This is a genomic window from Streptomyces sp. NPDC043896 (assembly GCF_056435605.1).
In genome coordinates this window covers 152,752-168,075 of the sequence record NZ_JBWKEE010000016.1, presented here as the reverse complement: position 1 = coordinate 168,075, position 15,324 = coordinate 152,752, and the positions used below count along the sequence as shown (strand labels likewise).

Here is a 15,324-nt window from a genome sequence, read left to right as displayed (position 1 = left end):
AGCATCTGCGGTGCATCAGCCGCCGCACCGGCTCTGCGTCCCGGTGATGCCGGGGAATTCGTCCTGCGCGATTTCGGGAGACCAGCCGGTGACAGATGCCTTCCCCGTACCGCCTTCCGCCGCACCGCAGTTGGCCTCGGCCGTCGAACGGATCGTCCGCCTGGGGGCCAAGCTCGGCCGCGGCCGCGCCGAGGTGCTGGTCCCGGAGGAGCTGCACCTCGCGTCCGGGGTTCCCCTCCCCGTCGTACGCGCCCTCCTGGAGGGCCGGGCGGCCGGTGAACCGGACATCCACGAGCGGTTCCGCCAGCGCCTGGACCTGCTGCACGGGACGTACCTCAAGGAGAACGGCCGCAGGTTCTCGCACGGGGAGATCGCCCGCCACAGCGGCATCTCCCGCCAGCAGGTGCAGGCACTGCTCGGCGGGGACCGGCGGCCGACCATGGACCACTGCGCCCGGCTGGAACGGTTCTTCCGGCGCCCGGCCGGCTTCCTCCAGTCCGAGGACGCCGAAGCCGTGGGCTGCGCCCTGGCCGCCGTCGAGAAGACGCTGCTTCGGGAACACCATCGGGAGCACGGTGAACGCGGCGCCGGCTCCGGCCCGCCGAGCCTGTACGAACGGCACGGCGTCGACGGCATCGCGCTGCGCGCCGCCCTGCTGCCCGTGGAGGCACGCACCAGGCTGCTCGAATGGCTCGACGCCTACATGGACGAGCGCGCCGCCGAAGCCGAAGCCGACGAAGCGGACGCCGCCGGAGCGGACGCCGCCGGGAACCAGGCCCCGGCCGAGGCCGCCGATGCGCACTGAGGCGCGGGAACACGAGGAGAGGTACGCGTCCGGGCCGCGGGGCACACGGCGGCCCGCCCCCACGAAGGACAGGGAGCACGCATGACCACCGTGTGGTTCTACCTCCTCGTCGGCGTCCTCTGCCTCGCCTTCGCCCTGCGCGTCCCCGCGCTCGTCAGACACTGGCGCGACCCCCTCGTCCGCTCGGTGTCCCTGGTCCTGCCGCTGGGCGCCGCCGTCTTCTTCTTCGCCGCACCACCGACGATCTCCCAGGTCAACGCCCTCACGGGCATCGCCAACTTCTCCGTCCCGCTGGTCTACGGCATCGTCACCGCCGCCAGCGCGGCCCTCATCAACCTCACGATCATCTGGCGCGGCGGCCCCGAACGGCAGCGCCGCAGCGCCACCCGCTGGTGCCTGGGCGTCTACGGCGCCGTCATCGCGGCGCAGTCCGCCCTCTTCACCCTCGGTGACACCTCCGAGGAACGCCTGCGCGACTTCGACACCCATTACGCCACCACCCCCTACGTACGGGAAATGATCGTCCTGTGCGTCCTGTCCTACGGGCTGGCCAACCTCGTCCTGGCCCGTCTGTGCCGGCGCTGGGCCCGCGAAGTCCCCGGCCTCCTGCGCGGCGGACTGCTCCTCATCACGGCCGGATCCCTCCTGAGCCAGGCGTACGTGCTCTGCAAGCTCGTGGCCGTCGGAGCCCGCTGGACCGGGCGCGACTGGGACGGGGTCAGCACCACCGTCGCCCCGTCCCTGTCGTCGCTGGCCGCGCTCCTCCAGTGCGTGGGCCTCGCCCTGCCCTCCGCGGGCCAGGGTGCGGTGCGCCTGTGGCGCCGGTGGTCGCACTACCGCCGGCTGCGCCCCCTCTGGGTCACCATGCGCGCGGTGACCCCGTACGAACTGGTGCGCATCCCCTGGTGGTCCTCGCTCGGCAAGCGCCAGCTCCGCCGTACCTGCGACATCCGCGACGGCCTCCGGCTGATCTCACCCCGGCTCGTCGACGGTGCTCCGGCGGACGACGGGCGGCCGGAGTTCCTGCCCGGCGCGCTGAGACCCGACGCGGCACGCCACGTCGCCATGGTGGCCGCGGCGTTCGCGGCGCTGCGCGGCACCCAGCCCGGCCAGGAGGACCGCGGCCTGGAGGACATGCTCGCCGGTGACGACGAACAGCTGGCCCGGCTCTCCGACGCCCTGGGCGTCCTCACCGTGCTCGACCAGGCGTCCGCACGGGAACCCGACCGGACGCCATCCCTCCGGTCGGACCGGCCGGCTTGAGGGCGAGCCCGGCCGAGGCGCCGGCGCCCGGCTCAGACCGTGATGTCCAGCCGGGCGGCGACGGTGGTCAGGGCCTCGCCGAGCGGGAGGGCGACTCGGGTGGCCGCGTGCTGGTCGCCGCGGGTCGGGTCCTGGTTGACGATCAGTACGGGCTTCCCGGCGCGGGCCGCCTCGCGGACGAACCGGAGCCCGGACATCACCGTCAGCGAGGAGCCCAGGACCAGCAACGCGCCGGCCCCGGCCAGCAGTTCGCGGCAGTGCTCGACCCGCTGCGGCGGGACGGATTCGCCGAAGAACACCACGTCCGGTTTGAGGACGCCGCCGCAGCGCGTGCACGGCACGACGCGGAAGTCCCCGACCTGCTGGTCGGTCAGGTCGGCGTCGCCGTCCGGATTCATCGCGGCGGCCGTCGGCGCGAATCCCGGGTTTGCCTCCTCCAGCCGCCGGGCGAGTTCGGCGCGCGAGCCGGCGGCGCCGCAGGAGAGGCAGACGACCCGGGCCAGGCTGCCGTGGAGCTCCACCACGCCCTCGCTGCCCGCCGCCTGGTGCAGGCCGTCGACGTTCTGGGTGATCACCCCGGCGAGCAGCCCGTGCCGCCCGAACGCCGCCACGGCCCGGTGCCCGGCGTTCGGCCTGGCGCGGCCGAACGTACGCCAGCCGAGGTGGCTGCGCGCCCAGTACCGGCGGCGGGCCTGGGCGCCGGCGGTGAAGTCCTGGTAGGTCATCGGGGTGTGCCTGGTCAGGCTGCCGCCGTCGCCGCGGTAGGCGGGGATGCCCGACTCCGTGGAGATGCCGGCCCCGCTGAGCACCAGCACACCGCCGGCGGCGAGCGCGTCGGCGACGGGGGCCGGATCCGTGCTGCCGGGATGCGGGCTCCCGGTCGGGGTCCAGCTCAGAGTGGGGCGCATGCGCATGCTGCCAGCGTACGGAAGGGCCAGGCCATCGGCACGGCCCGGGCCGTGCCGGGCCGTGCCGAAACCGCCCGCCACCCGTTCTCGGAGCACCGGCACCGGCCGGACGGTCACCAGGAGGTACCCGTGCCACTGCCCAGCGGGGCGGGCCCTACCCCCGGATGCCGGGCATGCGCAGGGCGTCGGCGGCCACCGGGGACAGGACGGGGTCCCGCAGGTCCGCCGCCGGGATCCACACCGCCGCGTCCGTGGAACCGCCGGCCTCGGCGACCGGGGGCGTCCCGGTGTCCAGGTCGACGGCGTAGAACAGCGCGGTGAGGTGCCAGTGCACCCCGCGCCGCTGGACGGCGTACGTGCGCGCGTCGAGGAGCCGGGCCCCGAGGAGCCCGAGGCCCGTCTCCTCCCGGAGCTCGCGGGCCAGGGCCTCCACGGGCTGCTCTCCCGGATCGATCCCGCCGCCGGGCAGGTGCCACAGCCCCGGCGCGAAGAGCGGCGACGCGTCCGTCAGCCGCACCAGGAGGAGCCTGCCGCCCTCCACCGCGACGGCGTACGCCGAAACCCGGGTCCGTACCTCGGCGTCCACGCTACCCGCCCCTCCTCCACGTCGGATCCGCAGCCGGATCCAGAGGCGGGCACTCTAACCCCGGCACCCGCTCAGCGGGCCAGCGCGTACGCGGCCGGAGCGGCCTTGTAGGGGGCGAAGCCCGCGTTGTCCTTGCAGCCGAGCTGCTGCCAGGTCTTCTCGTTCGTCACCGGATCGGTGGCCGTCAGGCGGTACTTGCAGGCCCCCTTGATGAAGTTCCCCTGCACGCCGCCCGGGAAGTCGATCTCCTTGTTCCACAGGTACGGCGACTGGTAGTTGTTCACCTGCGCGGTGGCGTTGACGTCGATGCCGCCGGGCGCGTAGATCTCGTACACCCAGCCGGTCTTCTCCTCCCCGTACGTCGCGAACCGCTTGGCGACGCTCTGGTCGCAGCTGGTGCTGAGGTGGGCGCTGAGCTGGCCGCCCCCCTTCACGATGTACTCGGCCAGCGGGATGAGCCGGTCTCCGCGCGGGGTGAAGCCGGTCCTGAAGATCTCCTCGACGTTCTCCCTGGTGTCGCCCCGCCACAGGGTGTTGACGTCCTCACGCCACTGCCAGCGCTCGGCGGCGGCGGTGGCCGCGACGGTGCGGGCGATGTCCGGATTCGTCGTGGTGCGCCACCAGTCCCAGGCCCGGTACTCGACGACGGGACCGCACGGGGCGGTGCTGTCCCCGTCCGCGGCGGGCGCGGCCGCGGCGGCCGGCGTGACGGCGGCGGACAGGAGGAAGGTGGTGGCGGCGAGGCGCAGCGCGGCCTTCAGCATGGCGTGACGACCCATCAGTCGAACGGTCGGGGGGAATCACACCGTTTATAGACGCGCCCGGCACCCGCCGGACCGGCGCGGAGCGGTGATCCACCCGAGCGGGTGGATCAGTCGTACCGGGAAAAGGTTTCCCCCGGGCCGGAGCCCGCCCTTGACAACTGGTCAGGTACCTGACTGCAGTTGCACTGCGCCGCGTGCGATCGGCACATGACCCGGTCTGAGAGCGCTCGCGCCGGCCCGGGCGGCGGCCGTCGACGTCAAGTACCGCCCGGCGGCACAACCGGCAGCCGCCGTCGTGCGTCCTCCCTGGTGAGTCATCTCCGGCCGGCGGGTGCGGAGCAGAGCCGAACCTGGAGCACGTCATCACCACTTCCGTCCCCGACCTGCCCGATCCGACCGTGAGACCCCGCCGGAGGCGCGGGCTCGGCAGGGTGCTGCTGGGGGGCGTGGCGGGCGTGGTGCTGACCTCCGTGCTGATGACGGTCCTGTGGTGGCCGCGGAGCGAGGTCGTGTACCGCAGCAGCGCTCCGGCGGCCATCCCGTACGACGGTTTTTCGCCCTACTTCCTGACCCTGGTGCACCGGCACAGCCTGTCGGGGCGGGAGTCCTACCGGATGCTGGTGGGGCGTTCCTCCGGCGCCGAGGGCTACGGCCACTGGCTGGACGTCGACGCCTACCTGGCAGCGGAGGGCGTCGAGTCCACCACGTGGACGGAGTCCGGTGTGCGCGTGCGCTTCCCGGCCGGGCACGAGCTCTTCGTCCCCGCCGATGCCTTCACCGGCGGCCGGTGAGGCGGGGCGGCCGGTGAGGGGCGGCCGGTGAGCCGGGGCGGCCGGGCGCCGGCGAAATCGACGCGGAAGCGATGCGCCTTGCGGCCGGGCGGGATCCGGTCCAGGCTCGGGAGGGAGCGGCGCGGCCCGGACACCGCCGCCCGGGGATGGGAGCGAGCCCATGACGGCTGACCTGTGCCTGGTCACCGGCGCGACCGGCTACATCGGCGGCCGGCTGGTGCCCGAGCTGCTCGACGCCGGACACCGGGTCCGGGCGCTGGCCCGTTCCCCCGAACGGCTGCGCGACCACCCGTGGGCCGGGCGCGCCGAGGTGGTACGGGGCGATGTCACCGATGCCGACTCGCTGGACGCGGCCCTGCGCGGGGTGGCCGTCGCCTACTACCTGGTGCACGCGCTCGGCGGCGGCCCCGGGTTCGAGGAGCGTGACCGGGCGGCCGCCCGCCTCTTCGCGGAGCGGGCCCGGCTGGCCGGGGTGCGGCGCATCGTCTACCTCGGCGGTCTCACCCCGTCGGGCGTACCTCCGGAGCGGCTGTCGCCGCACCTGCGCTCCCGGGACGAGGTGGGCCGCATCCTGCTGGCCTCCGGCGTTCCCTGCACCGTGCTGCGGGCGGCCGTGGTCATCGGCTCGGGCTCCGCCTCGTTCGAGATGCTCCGCTACCTCACGGAACGGCTGCCCGTCATGCTCACGCCCAGCTGGGTGGGGACGCGGGTGCAGCCCATCGCGGTCCGGGACGTGCTCCGCTACCTCGTCGGCAGCGCCGGCATGCCGGCCGGGGTGAGCCGGTCCTTCGACATCGGCGGCCCCGACGTCCTCACGTACGAGGAGATGATGCACCGCTACGCGGCGGTCGCCGAGCTCCCCCAACGGCGCATCCTGCGCGTGCCCATGCTCAGCCCGGGGCTCTCCAGCCTCTGGATCGGCCTGGTCACCCCGGTCCCCCGGGCACTGGCCCGTCCGCTCGCCGAGTCCCTGCGGTACGAGGTGGTGTGCGAGGAGCACGACATCGCCCGCTGGGTGCCCGACCCGCCCGGCGCACCCCTGCCGTTCGACCGGGCGCTGGCCTTCGCCCTCCAGCGGGTCCGGGAGGCCCAGGTGACCACGCGGTGGTCCTCGGCCTCCCTGCCCGGCGCCCCGAGCGACCCCCTGCCCACCGACCCCGACTGGGCCGGCGGCAGCCTCTACACCGACCACCGCAGCACCGGGGTGGCCGCCCCGCCCGGGGCCCTGTGGCAGGTGGTCGAGGGCATCGGGGGCGAGCACGGCTGGTACTCCTTCCCGCTGGCGTGGGCCGTGCGCGGCTGGATGGACCGGCTCGTGGGCGGGGCCGGCATCCGCCGCGGCCGGCGCGACGCCAGCCGGCTGCGGGTGGGCGACGCGCTCGACTTCTGGCGGGTCGAGGAGATCGAACCGGGCCGGCTGCTGCGGCTGCGCGCCGAGATGCGGGTACCGGGCCTGGCGTGGCTGGAGATGTACGCCGAACCGGACCCGGAGGACGCGGGTCGCTCGTGCTACCGGCAGCGCGCCCTGTTCCATCCGCACGGCCTGCTGGGCCACCTGTACTGGTGGGCCGTGAGCCCCTTCCACGCGGCGGTCTTCGGCGGCATGGCCCGCAACATCGCGCACGCGGCCGAGGAAGCCGGTGCCGCCGTCCCCTCCCGGACGCCCGCCCCCGAAGTCTTCCCGGAGGGCCGCCGCTGAGGAACGAACGCTCGACTTGAACCCAACTGGCCTGCGACGATGCCCTCATGACGCAGATCATCAAGGGGGGCAATCTGCCCATGTCCGGTGAGCCCATGAGGGTCGCCGTAGTCCGTCGCGCGGCCGGGCCCGGTGTGCCCGAGATCGACCCGGCGGCACTGCTACTGGACGGCAGCGGGAAGGTGAGGGGCCGCAGCGACCTCGTCTTCTACAACCAGCGCGCGCACGCCACCAGCGCCGTGGCACTCCTGGGCAACGCCCGGAGCGAGGACGGGCGGACGGCGGACTGGCTGGAGATCGACCCCGGCCGGGTCGAGCCGGAGGTCGAGCGGATCGTCATCGCGGCCTCCTCCGAGGGCGCGACCTTCGGGGAGATTCCGGGGCTGTACCTGGAGGCGGTCAGCACGGCGACGGGCGAGAGGATGGTGGTGTACTCGGTCGACGACGACGACGCGGCGACCGAGACCGCCTACGTGCTGGGCGAGTTCTACCGCCGCGACGGGGGATGGAAGTTCCGCGCGGTCGGGCAGGGCTACGACTCCGGGCTTCCGGGGCTGGCCGAGGACTACGGGTTCACGGTGGAGGAGGAGGCGGAGGCGGAGGAGCCGGATGCCGGTCCGCCGCCCGCACCCGCACTGCCCGAGGCTCCGCCGCCCGCTCCGCCGCTCCCGACGACGGCGGCTCCCGCCGGGGCGGCGCCGCCCGAGACGGCCCCGGCTGAGACTGCTCCGGCCGAGACGGCTCCGGCCGCGGAAGTTCCCGCTCCGGTGGTGTCCGTCCCGTCCGAAGGCACGGGCGAGGGCGAGGGCGAGGCGGGCGCGACGGCCTCCCCCGCCGTACCCGCCGGTCTCCCGGTCTCCAAGTCCGGCGCCCCCCTGCTGGGCACCATCACCAGGCTGAACAACAGCCTTCGGACGGACTTCGGGCCGGACTTCCCCGTCTTCACCCAGGAGGGCAGGGGGGAGGAGATCGTCCGGGTGGAGACGGCCACGGCGGCCGGCTTCGCGGTGGTCGACCTGGTCCGCCTGGGGGACGGCCTCGTGGAGGTCAACGCCTTGAACCACCGCAACCGGGAGAAGACCCCGGCGGCGCTGCGCGGCTGGAACGAGGACTTCACCGGGCGCGGGATCGTGGACCACGAGGGGAACGGACCGCTGCGGCTGCGTGTGAAGGCGCGGGGCGAGTGGAAGATCACCGTCAGCCCGGTCTCGGTGCTGCGGGACGCCTCCGAGCGCGTCGAGGGCGTCGGCTCCGACGTCCTGGCCTACTCCGGGCCCGCCATCGACCTCGCCGTCAGGTACCGGAACAGCAAGGACGACGCCTGGTTCGAGCTGGAGTCCGTCCGGCGCAGCGCCTCGTACCGCCGCCTGCACAGCGGTGACAGGTGGCCGGGGCGGAGCACGGTGGCGCTGACGCGCGGGGCACGGCTGCTGGTCGTCCGGTACGACAGCGCCTGGTCCCTCACCCCGCGCGAGGTGACCCCCCACCCCAACCGGCGGGAGGGCGAGGTCCCGCCCTTCTGGCGGCGCCTGCGCTGACCTCGGGGGCGGGACGGCCGGACGGCCCCGCGGACCGCTCACCGCGCGGCCACCGGCGGCTCACCGGCCAGTGGGCGTGCGTCCGGCCATCTTGGAGTTGCGGTAGGAGTAGCCGAAGTAGATGACCAGGCCGATGAGGAACCAGGCCAGGAAGCGGAGCCACGTCTCCACGCGCAGGTAGGTGATGAGCCAGATCGAGGCGACGACGCCGATCGCGGGGGTGAGGGGCATGAACGGGGTGCGGAAGGTGCGCGGCAGCTCGGGGCGCTTGTAGCGGAGCACGATGACCGAGGTGCACACGACGGCGAAGGCGAGCAGGATCCCGATGTTGGTGAGTTCCGCCGCCTCGCCGATCGGCACGAAACCGGCGATGGCCGCCGAGGCGACGCCGACGATCCAGGTGACGCGGGTCGGGACGTGCCGGGTCGGGTGGGTCTTGGCGAACCAGTGGGGCAGCAGTCCGTCACGGCTCATGGAGAACCACACGCGGGTCACGCCGAGCATGAAGGTGAACATCACGGTGAGGATGCCGATGATCGCCCCGACGGCGATGACGTCGGCGACCACGGGCAGCCCGGCGGCCTTGAACGCGCTGGAGAAGCCGCTCTCCGGGTCGATCTCCGTGTACTTCTGCATGCCCGTCAGGACCAGGCAGGCGAGGACGTACAGCACCATGGCGATGGCGAGGGAGTAGATGATCGCCCGGGGCATGTGCCGCTGGGCGTCCTTGGACTCCTCCGCCGCCGTGCTCATGGCGTCGTAGCCGAAGACCGCGAAGAAGACGGTGGCGGCTCCGGTGAAGGCGCCGCCCACCCCGAAGGGGAAGAACGGCGTGTAGTTCTCGGACGTGATGTGGAAGAAGCCGACGACGACCACCAGCAGGACGACCAGCACCTTGAGGACGACGACGACCGTCTCGAAGCGAGCCGCGTTCTTGATGCCGAGGGTGAGCAGGTAGGCCGTGAACAGGCACAGGACGGCCGCGATGAGGTCGAAGCGGTGTCCTTCGCCCGTGCCGGGCGCGCCGAGCATCCAGGTGGGCAGGGCGGTGCCGGTCTCCTCCAGCAGGAAGTTGAAGTAGCCGGAGATGCCGATGGCGACGACGGCGACGATGGCCGTGTACTCCAGCAGCAGGTCCCAGCCGATCAGCCAGCCCGCCAGCTCGCCGAGGACGGCGTACCCGTAGGTGTAGGCGGAACCGGCCTTCGGGATCAGACCGGCGAACTCCGCGTAGGAGAAGGCCGCGGCGGCGCTGGCCACGCCGGCGATGAGGAAGGAGACCAGCACCGCCGGGCCCGCGACGCCGTTGGCGACGGTCCCGGCGAGCGTGAAGATGCCGGCGCCGATGATGCCGCCGACACCGATCGCGGTGAGCTGCCAGAGGCCGAGGGTGCGGGTGAGCTGCTCGCTGGGGGCGCCTTCGGGTTCTTCGATGTGCTCGATCGGTTTGCGGCGGAGTACGCCCTGACCTGACCACAAGCCGGCCATGCTCCGTTCCTTTCGCCGGGGGTGACGAGCGCACATCATCGCGGAAGCGCCGCCGTTGTGGAATGAGGCGCTCCGCCGACTGGTGCGCCTCTGGCCCGAACCGGCCGCCACCCCCTTCGGGCGACACCCCCTTCGGGCGACACCCCCTTCGGAGAACCCCCGCGAGGCCGCCGCCCCCCGGCGCGGGGGCCGCCCCGGCCGGAATCCGTTCCGGGACCGGCGGGGCGGCGTGCGTGCGGGCCGGGGTTCACCTGCCGTGGGGAGTTCCTCCCCCGTCGCACATGGCCTCGTCGTAGAGCTCCGCGAGGGCGTCGTCGACGGGGTGGGGCTGGGGGTTCCCGGAGGCGTCCAGGGCGTTCCACCGCTGGAGGTTGACGGCCACCGACAGCTGGCGCCCGCCGTCCTCCCGGGTGAGGGAGAGGGTTCCGGCGCCCCAGACCGTGCCGTCGTGGCCCCAGAAGGTGCCGCACCCCGGGACGGTGACCTTGTGGAGGCCGAGGCCGTACTGGATCGTCGAACCGTCCAGGGCGCGGACCGGGATGGTGCGCCGCATCTGTTCGAGGGAGGAGCGGCTGACGATCCGGCCGTCGAGGAGCTTGGCGTAGAAGCGGTTGAGGTCCTCCATCGTCGAGACCAGGGCCGCGCCGGTGCCGGTCCAGGACATGTCGTAGACGCTGTAGTCGCGGGGCGGTTCGAGCATGCCGTACGCGGCCTCGTACATGCGGGGGTGCGGGCCGTCGATGCGGGGGCCGGACGGGAAGCCGGTGTGGCGCAGGCCGGCCCGCCGGATGACGTTGCGGGTGATGTACTGCTCGGCCGGGGTGCCGGTGACCCGCTCCAGGAGCCGGCCCAGGAGGAGGTAGTTGGTGTTGGAGTACACGCCGACCGGGCCGCCGGGTTCCCCGGTGGGCGGTGCCGCGAGCCCCAGTTCGATCAGTTCGGCCGGGCGGAACCGCCGGAACCGGTTGTCTTCGATGCTCTGGGGCGAGTTGACCTGGAGGGAGGGGAAGGCGTAGGGGATGTAGTCGGGGAGGCCGCTGGTGTGGTTGAGCAGCATCCGGACCGTGATCTTCCTGCCGCGCTCCCCCGGGACGAGGTCGGGGAGGTAGTCGCCGACCGGGGCGTCGAGACGGATCCGGCCGCGCTCGGTCTGCTGGAGGACGGCGGCGGCGGTGAAGGTCTTGGTGACGCTGCCGACGCGCTGGCGCATGTCCGGGGTGACGGGGCGTCCGGTCGTGAGGTCGGCGACCCCTGAGGCGCCGCGCCAGGTCCGGCCGGCGGCGCGCACCTCTCCGTACACCCCGGGGATTCCCGCCCGGTGGACGGCGTCCATGGCCGTCTGGAGCCCGGCGGGGGTGACGGGAGCGGGGGCGGTCGCGGGGGCGGCCACCGCGGGGCCCGCGGCGGTGGCGAGTGCGGCCGCGCCGGCGCAGAGGGCGAGGCGGATCCTCGGGCGGGTGGTGGTCGGGCGGGACGTCTGCCGGTTCGTCTGCCGGGTCGTCACGATGGGTTCCCTTCGGGGTGGTGGGCGGGTCAGCGGGCGAGGGCGCGGCGCAGGACGGCGCCGAGTTCGGCGTTCTGGCGCTGGGAGACCTCGGCGGACAGCAGCGCCTGGGAGCCGTGGAAGGTGCCGGGCCACTGGTGGATCTCGACGGGGACGCCCGCCCGGAGCAGGCGCAGGCCGTACTCCAGGCCCTCGTCGCGGTTCGGGTCGAACTCGGCGGTGGAGAGGTACGCCGGGGGCAGGCCGGAGAGGTCGCCGGCCCGGGCCGGGGCGGCGTACGGGGTGGCGGGGCGCCCGCCCAGGTAGTGCCGCCAGCCCGCGGTGGCCTTGTCGCGGTGGAACCAGGGCGTGTCGGTGAAGTTGCGCGCCGACCAGCTGTCCTGGCGGTCGTCGAGTCCCGGCTGGTTGAGCAGCTGGAACCGGATCGGGGGGCCCTGCTCGTCGCGGGCCCGCAGCGTCACCGCCGCGGCGAGGTTGGCGCCCGCGCTGTGGCCTCCGACGGCGATGCGGCCGGGGTCGATGCCGAGGTCGGCGGCGTGCCGGGCCGTCCAGGCCAGTACGGCGTACGCGTCGTCCAGGGCGGCGGGAAAGGGGTGTTCGGGGGCGAGCCGGTAGCCCACGGAGATCACCATCGCGCCCGAGCCGGCGGCGATCCGGGCGGCCCACGGGTGTTCCGTGTCCAGGTCCCCCATGAGGAATCCGCCGCCGTGCATCCACACGACGGCTCCCACGGCTCCGTGCGGGCGGTAGATCCGTACGGGGACGTCGGGGCCGGCGGGGCCGGCGGGGCCGGCGGGGACCGTGCGGTCCTCGACCACCATGTCCGCGGTGTCGGGTGCGGGTACCGCGGAGGCCAGCGCGGCGAAGGCCTCGCGTGCGGCGACCGGGTCGCCGAGGTCGGTCCGGGGGAAGAACGGGACGAAGGCTTCGAGTTCGGGGTCCATGGCGAACATCCTCACGGGCCCGGCGGGGCCGGGTCCTCCGCCGTCCGTCGGGGATCGCGGCCCGATCACGCGCCGTTCGGCGGCCCCGCTCCGCCGGGCCGCCCTCTTATGCTTCTGCCATGGAGGCACTGGCCGTTCGGCTGTCGGGGCTCGATCCGTACGTCGACGGGGCGCTCCGCATCGTCGCGTTCTACGACACGCTGATGCGCCGACGGGTGGACCTCGCGGCGCTGGCGCGGGCTTCGGCGGGTCTGGCCGAGTGCGTGGCCGGCATCCGGCTGCACGGGACGGGGCGGGTGATCCGCGTCGCGCCCGACGGCGGCGAGACGCCGGGGGCGGCGGTGCCCGCGTCCGGCACGGTGGCGGTCGTCCTCGACGAGGAGGAGATCGGCACCGTGTGGCTGGAGCGGCCGGGGACCTCCGGACGGCTGGACGAGGTGCTGCTGGAGCGGCTCGCCATCGCCGTCGCGGCCGCCGTCGAACGGTACGGGCCGGCCCGTACGACCATGGCGGACCCCGCCCTCGTCGAGCTGGTGATCAGTGCCGACGGCGACGAGGCGGCCCGGGCCCGGGCGTTGCGGCTGCTGGGCTTCCCCGCCGGACCACCGGTGCGGGTCGCCGCCGTACGGTCGCGGGGGCTGCCGCTCGACCGGGTGGGAGGGCTCGTCTGTCCCGGCGGGCCGGTCAGGGGGGCGGTCCTGGGCGGGGTCGGGGTGATCCTGGCCGGCTCCGTGGACCCGGAGCGGTTCCCGGAGGGCGTGCGCGCGGGCATCGGCGCCGCCGTGCGGCCCGATCTGGCGTGGCGGGAGGCCCGTACCGCGCTGCGGTTCGCGACCCCGCGCGAACCCGTCGTCCGCTACGCCGGGCTGGGCGCGCTGGCGTTGCTGGCGGAGGTGCCCGAGGAGGTCCTGCGCGCCAATCCCGATGTGGCGGCGCTCGCCGGCGTGGCCGCCAGTGCGGAGGACCTGGAGACGCTGGACGCCTACTGCGCCACGGGGTCGCTGCGCCGGGCGGCCGAGCTGCTCCACCTGCACCACAGCAGCGTGGCCCGCCGGGTGGAGCAGCTGGGCAGGGCCCTGGACCTCGACCTCACCGGGCAGGCGGGGCTGACCCGGGCCGGGCTCGCCCTCGCCGCGTGGCGGCTGCTCGGGGGCTGAGGTCTGGGTAGGGCGTCCTCGCGGGTCTGAGTAGGACGACTCAGGTGGGCGGGCGCCGTGTTGACGACGCTGGAGGCAGGCCGTCGTTGTCCACTCGGTCGCCCCAGTCGCCGTCACGAACGGGAAAAGAACGCCATGCTCAGCCGCCTCGCCCAGCTCCTGGTCCCCGCCTTCGGACGCGTCGGCGTCACCACCGCGCCCGGCGCCCACGTGCCGCCCGGCAGCGTCATCGTCGCCAACCACACCTCCCTCGCCGATCCCGCCGTGGTCCTCGCCGCCCTGCGGCACTGCGGTGTCGAGCCCGTCGTCATGGCCGCGGCCGGTCTGTGGCGCGCCCCGGTCCTGGGGCGCCTGCTCGTCCGCGAGGGCCACATCCCCGTCCGCCGGGGGGACCGGCGGGCCGCCGAGGCCCTCGACCACGCCGAGTCGGCACTGGCGGCGGGGCGTTCGGTGCTCATGTACGCCGAGGGCGGCATCCCCGCCCGCCGCGACGCCGCCGAGGCCGCGCCCCTGGCCTTCCGCAGCGGGCTCGCCCGGCTCGTCACGCGCACCGGGGCGCCCGTCGTCCCGGTGGGGCAGGCCGGGGCCCGGCGCATCACCTCCGGCGGTGCGGCCAAGCAGGTCGCCGGCCTCGTCACCGCCCCGCTGCGGCGGCCGCGGCTGCACGTACACGTGGGCCGGCCGGTGGAGTTGACCGGGAACACCGCCGCCCGCACCCTCCAGGCGCACGCCGCGGTGACCGACGCGTGGCGGACGGCGGCCGGGCGGCTGCGCGAGCCCGCGGCGTACCTCCGGGACGCCGCGTGACGGGGGTGGATTCGAGCCAATTCCGGTGATCCGGCCGTACGGAGCCGCGCGATCGGTAGCGTCCCGATACGGAAGATCCGTGCCGCGCCCGGCACACGACACCACCGGAGGACAGCCATGGCGAACGTGGAAGTGTCACTGAAGGAAGCGATGACCTCGATCGAGGGGGCCCTGGGAGTGGCGCTGGTGGACTACGCCAGCGGCATGGCCCTGGGCACGCTCGGCGGCGGCAAGGACCTGGACCTGATGGTGGCGGCGGCGGGGAACACCGACGTCATCCGGGCCAAGCTGCGCACGATGGAGATGCTCGGGATCCAGGACGAGATCGAGGACGTGCTGATCACGCTCGGCAGCCAGTACCACCTGATCCGGATCCGGCGGAACCGCTCCGGCGGCGGTCTGTTCCTCTACCTGGTGCTGGACCGGGGCCGGTCGAACCTGGCGATGGCCCGCCACCAGCTGAGCCGCATCGAACACGATCTGGAGGTCTAGTTCCGGTGTCCGTCGGGCCCACGCATGCCCATGAGTTGAAGAAGTCTTCAACTCGGAACATGTGAAACCGGTCAACATCGGTTCCGCGTGGGCCGGCAGGACGCGACGATGGTCGGGGCGGTGATCCCTTGATCCCTCGGCCCCGTGGTCCCCGTCCGAGCCGGAGTCCGTGCGAAGAGGAACAGGAGCGTCGTGGGCATGCAGGTCCCGCTGTACCAGGCCAAGGCCGAGTTCTTCCGGATGCTCGGCCACCCGGTCCGCATCCGTGTGCTGGAGCTCCTCCAGGACGGCCCGATGCCCGTGCGGGACCTGCTGGCGGAGATCGACGTCGAGGCGTCCAACCTGTCGCAGCAGCTGGGCGTCCTGCGGCGCTCGGGCATCGTCGTCTCCACCCGCGAGGGCTCGACCGTCACCTACGCCCTCGCCGGCGGCGACGTCGCCGAACTCCTGCGCGCCGCGCGCCGGATCCTCACGGAGATGCTGGCGGGCCGCAACGCCCTGATCGCCGAGCTGAACGAGTCCGACCCCGCGGCGGTCCGCACCTAGTGTCCTGAGTCGGAGATTCGTCGTTGGTCTGG

Annotated in this window: 15 protein-coding genes; 9 read left to right on the top strand and 6 right to left on the bottom strand. The window is 73.8% G+C overall.

Features of this window, described 5'->3' with window-relative positions:
• Positions 1-88: 88 nt before the first annotated feature.
• Entirely contained in the window at positions 89-805 is a 717-nt protein-coding gene (locus AC069X_RS23540; RefSeq protein ID WP_478731083.1) for a helix-turn-helix domain-containing protein, read from the top strand.
• Positions 806-886: 81 nt separating this feature from the next.
• Complete coding sequence (locus AC069X_RS23535; protein ID WP_478731081.1) at positions 887-2,068, top strand: MAB_1171c family putative transporter; 1,182 nt, start codon at positions 887-889, stop codon at positions 2,066-2,068.
• 32 nt (positions 2,069-2,100) lie between these two features.
• Here the strand turns inward: AC069X_RS23535 and AC069X_RS23530 are convergent, their stop codons facing one another.
• The 3 genes from AC069X_RS23530 to AC069X_RS23520 form a co-directional block, all read right to left on the bottom strand.
• The gene (locus tag AC069X_RS23530; protein ID WP_478731079.1) at positions 2,101-2,982 is read right to left on the bottom strand and encodes an NAD-dependent protein deacetylase; all 882 of its coding nucleotides are present in this window, start codon (positions 2,980-2,982) and stop codon (positions 2,101-2,103) included.
• Positions 2,983-3,130: 148 nt separating this feature from the next.
• Positions 3,131-3,562 carry an NUDIX domain-containing protein gene (locus AC069X_RS23525; RefSeq protein ID WP_478731077.1) on the bottom strand — a complete coding sequence of 144 codons (432 nt, stop codon included), beginning with the start codon at positions 3,560-3,562 and terminating at the stop codon, positions 3,131-3,133.
• Between the two features lie 71 nt (positions 3,563-3,633).
• On the bottom strand, positions 3,634-4,341 hold the full coding sequence (locus tag AC069X_RS23520) for a scabin-related ADP-ribosyltransferase (protein WP_478731075.1): 708 nt from the start codon (positions 4,339-4,341) through the stop codon (positions 3,634-3,636).
• 383 nt (positions 4,342-4,724) lie between these two features.
• Here AC069X_RS23520 and AC069X_RS23515 point away from each other — a divergent pair, with 383 nt between their 5' ends.
• The 3 genes from AC069X_RS23515 (at position 4,725) to AC069X_RS23505 (ending at position 8,354) form a co-directional block, all read left to right on the top strand.
• Positions 4,725-5,117 carry a hypothetical protein gene (locus AC069X_RS23515; protein WP_478731073.1) on the top strand — a complete coding sequence of 131 codons (393 nt, stop codon included), beginning with the start codon at positions 4,725-4,727 and terminating at the stop codon, positions 5,115-5,117.
• Positions 5,118-5,277: 160 nt separating this feature from the next.
• Positions 5,278-6,816 (top strand): SDR family oxidoreductase, encoded by a 1,539-nt coding sequence (locus tag AC069X_RS23510; protein ID WP_478731071.1) that lies wholly within the window; start codon positions 5,278-5,280, stop codon positions 6,814-6,816.
• Between the two features lie 47 nt (positions 6,817-6,863).
• A complete protein-coding gene (locus AC069X_RS23505) occupies positions 6,864-8,354 on the top strand; it encodes a TerD family protein (protein ID WP_478731069.1) in 1,491 nt (496 codons plus the stop codon).
• A gap of 60 nt (positions 8,355-8,414) precedes the next feature.
• Here AC069X_RS23505 and AC069X_RS23500 read toward each other — a convergent pair whose 3' ends face one another.
• The 3 genes from AC069X_RS23500 to AC069X_RS23490 form a co-directional block, all read right to left on the bottom strand.
• A complete protein-coding gene (locus AC069X_RS23500; protein WP_478731067.1) occupies positions 8,415-9,842 on the bottom strand; it encodes an amino acid permease in 1,428 nt (475 codons plus the stop codon).
• A gap of 247 nt (positions 9,843-10,089) precedes the next feature.
• A complete protein-coding gene (locus AC069X_RS23495) occupies positions 10,090-11,175 on the bottom strand; it encodes a serine hydrolase domain-containing protein (RefSeq protein ID WP_478731135.1) in 1,086 nt (361 codons plus the stop codon).
• 200 nt (positions 11,176-11,375) lie between these two features.
• The gene (locus AC069X_RS23490) at positions 11,376-12,290 is read right to left on the bottom strand and encodes an alpha/beta hydrolase (RefSeq protein WP_478731065.1); all 915 of its coding nucleotides are present in this window, start codon (positions 12,288-12,290) and stop codon (positions 11,376-11,378) included.
• Between the two features lie 119 nt (positions 12,291-12,409).
• On the opposite strand from AC069X_RS23490, the gene AC069X_RS23485 reads away from it, so the two are divergent.
• The 4 genes from AC069X_RS23485 (at position 12,410) to AC069X_RS23470 (ending at position 15,292) form a co-directional block, all read left to right on the top strand.
• Positions 12,410-13,447: a helix-turn-helix domain-containing protein gene (locus tag AC069X_RS23485; protein ID WP_478731063.1), complete on the top strand. Its 1,038-nt coding sequence runs from the start codon at positions 12,410-12,412 to the stop codon at positions 13,445-13,447.
• A gap of 135 nt (positions 13,448-13,582) precedes the next feature.
• Entirely contained in the window at positions 13,583-14,254 is a 672-nt protein-coding gene (locus tag AC069X_RS23480; RefSeq protein ID WP_478731061.1) for a lysophospholipid acyltransferase family protein, read from the top strand.
• A 117-nt stretch (positions 14,255-14,371) separates the two neighbouring features.
• Positions 14,372-14,746: a hypothetical protein gene (locus AC069X_RS23475; protein WP_478731059.1), complete on the top strand. Its 375-nt coding sequence runs from the start codon at positions 14,372-14,374 to the stop codon at positions 14,744-14,746.
• Between the two features lie 198 nt (positions 14,747-14,944).
• Positions 14,945-15,292 carry an ArsR/SmtB family transcription factor gene (locus tag AC069X_RS23470; protein ID WP_478731057.1) on the top strand — a complete coding sequence of 116 codons (348 nt, stop codon included), beginning with the start codon at positions 14,945-14,947 and terminating at the stop codon, positions 15,290-15,292.
• Positions 15,293-15,324: the final 32 nt, after the last annotated feature.

Coding starts and splice junctions, on each gene's coding strand:
- AC069X_RS23535 (WP_478731081.1), top strand. CDS start 887: ATGACCACCGTGTGGTTCTACCTCCTCGTCGGCGTCCTCTGCCTCGCC.
- AC069X_RS23530 (WP_478731079.1), bottom strand. CDS start 2,982: ATGCGCATGCGCCCCACTCTGAGCTGGACCCCGACCGGGAGCCCGCAT.
- AC069X_RS23520 (WP_478731075.1), bottom strand. CDS start 4,341: ATGGGTCGTCACGCCATGCTGAAGGCCGCGCTGCGCCTCGCCGCCACC.
- AC069X_RS23510 (WP_478731071.1), top strand. CDS start 5,278: ATGACGGCTGACCTGTGCCTGGTCACCGGCGCGACCGGCTACATCGGC.
- AC069X_RS23505 (WP_478731069.1), top strand. CDS start 6,864: ATGACGCAGATCATCAAGGGGGGCAATCTGCCCATGTCCGGTGAGCCC.
- AC069X_RS23500 (WP_478731067.1), bottom strand. CDS start 9,842: ATGGCCGGCTTGTGGTCAGGTCAGGGCGTACTCCGCCGCAAACCGATC.
- AC069X_RS23495 (WP_478731135.1), bottom strand. CDS start 11,175: ATGGACGCCGTCCACCGGGCGGGAATCCCCGGGGTGTACGGAGAGGTG.
- AC069X_RS23490 (WP_478731065.1), bottom strand. CDS start 12,290: ATGGACCCCGAACTCGAAGCCTTCGTCCCGTTCTTCCCCCGGACCGAC.
- AC069X_RS23485 (WP_478731063.1), top strand. CDS start 12,410: ATGGAGGCACTGGCCGTTCGGCTGTCGGGGCTCGATCCGTACGTCGAC.
- AC069X_RS23480 (WP_478731061.1), top strand. CDS start 13,583: ATGCTCAGCCGCCTCGCCCAGCTCCTGGTCCCCGCCTTCGGACGCGTC.
- AC069X_RS23475 (WP_478731059.1), top strand. CDS start 14,372: ATGGCGAACGTGGAAGTGTCACTGAAGGAAGCGATGACCTCGATCGAG.
- AC069X_RS23470 (WP_478731057.1), top strand. CDS start 14,945: ATGCAGGTCCCGCTGTACCAGGCCAAGGCCGAGTTCTTCCGGATGCTC.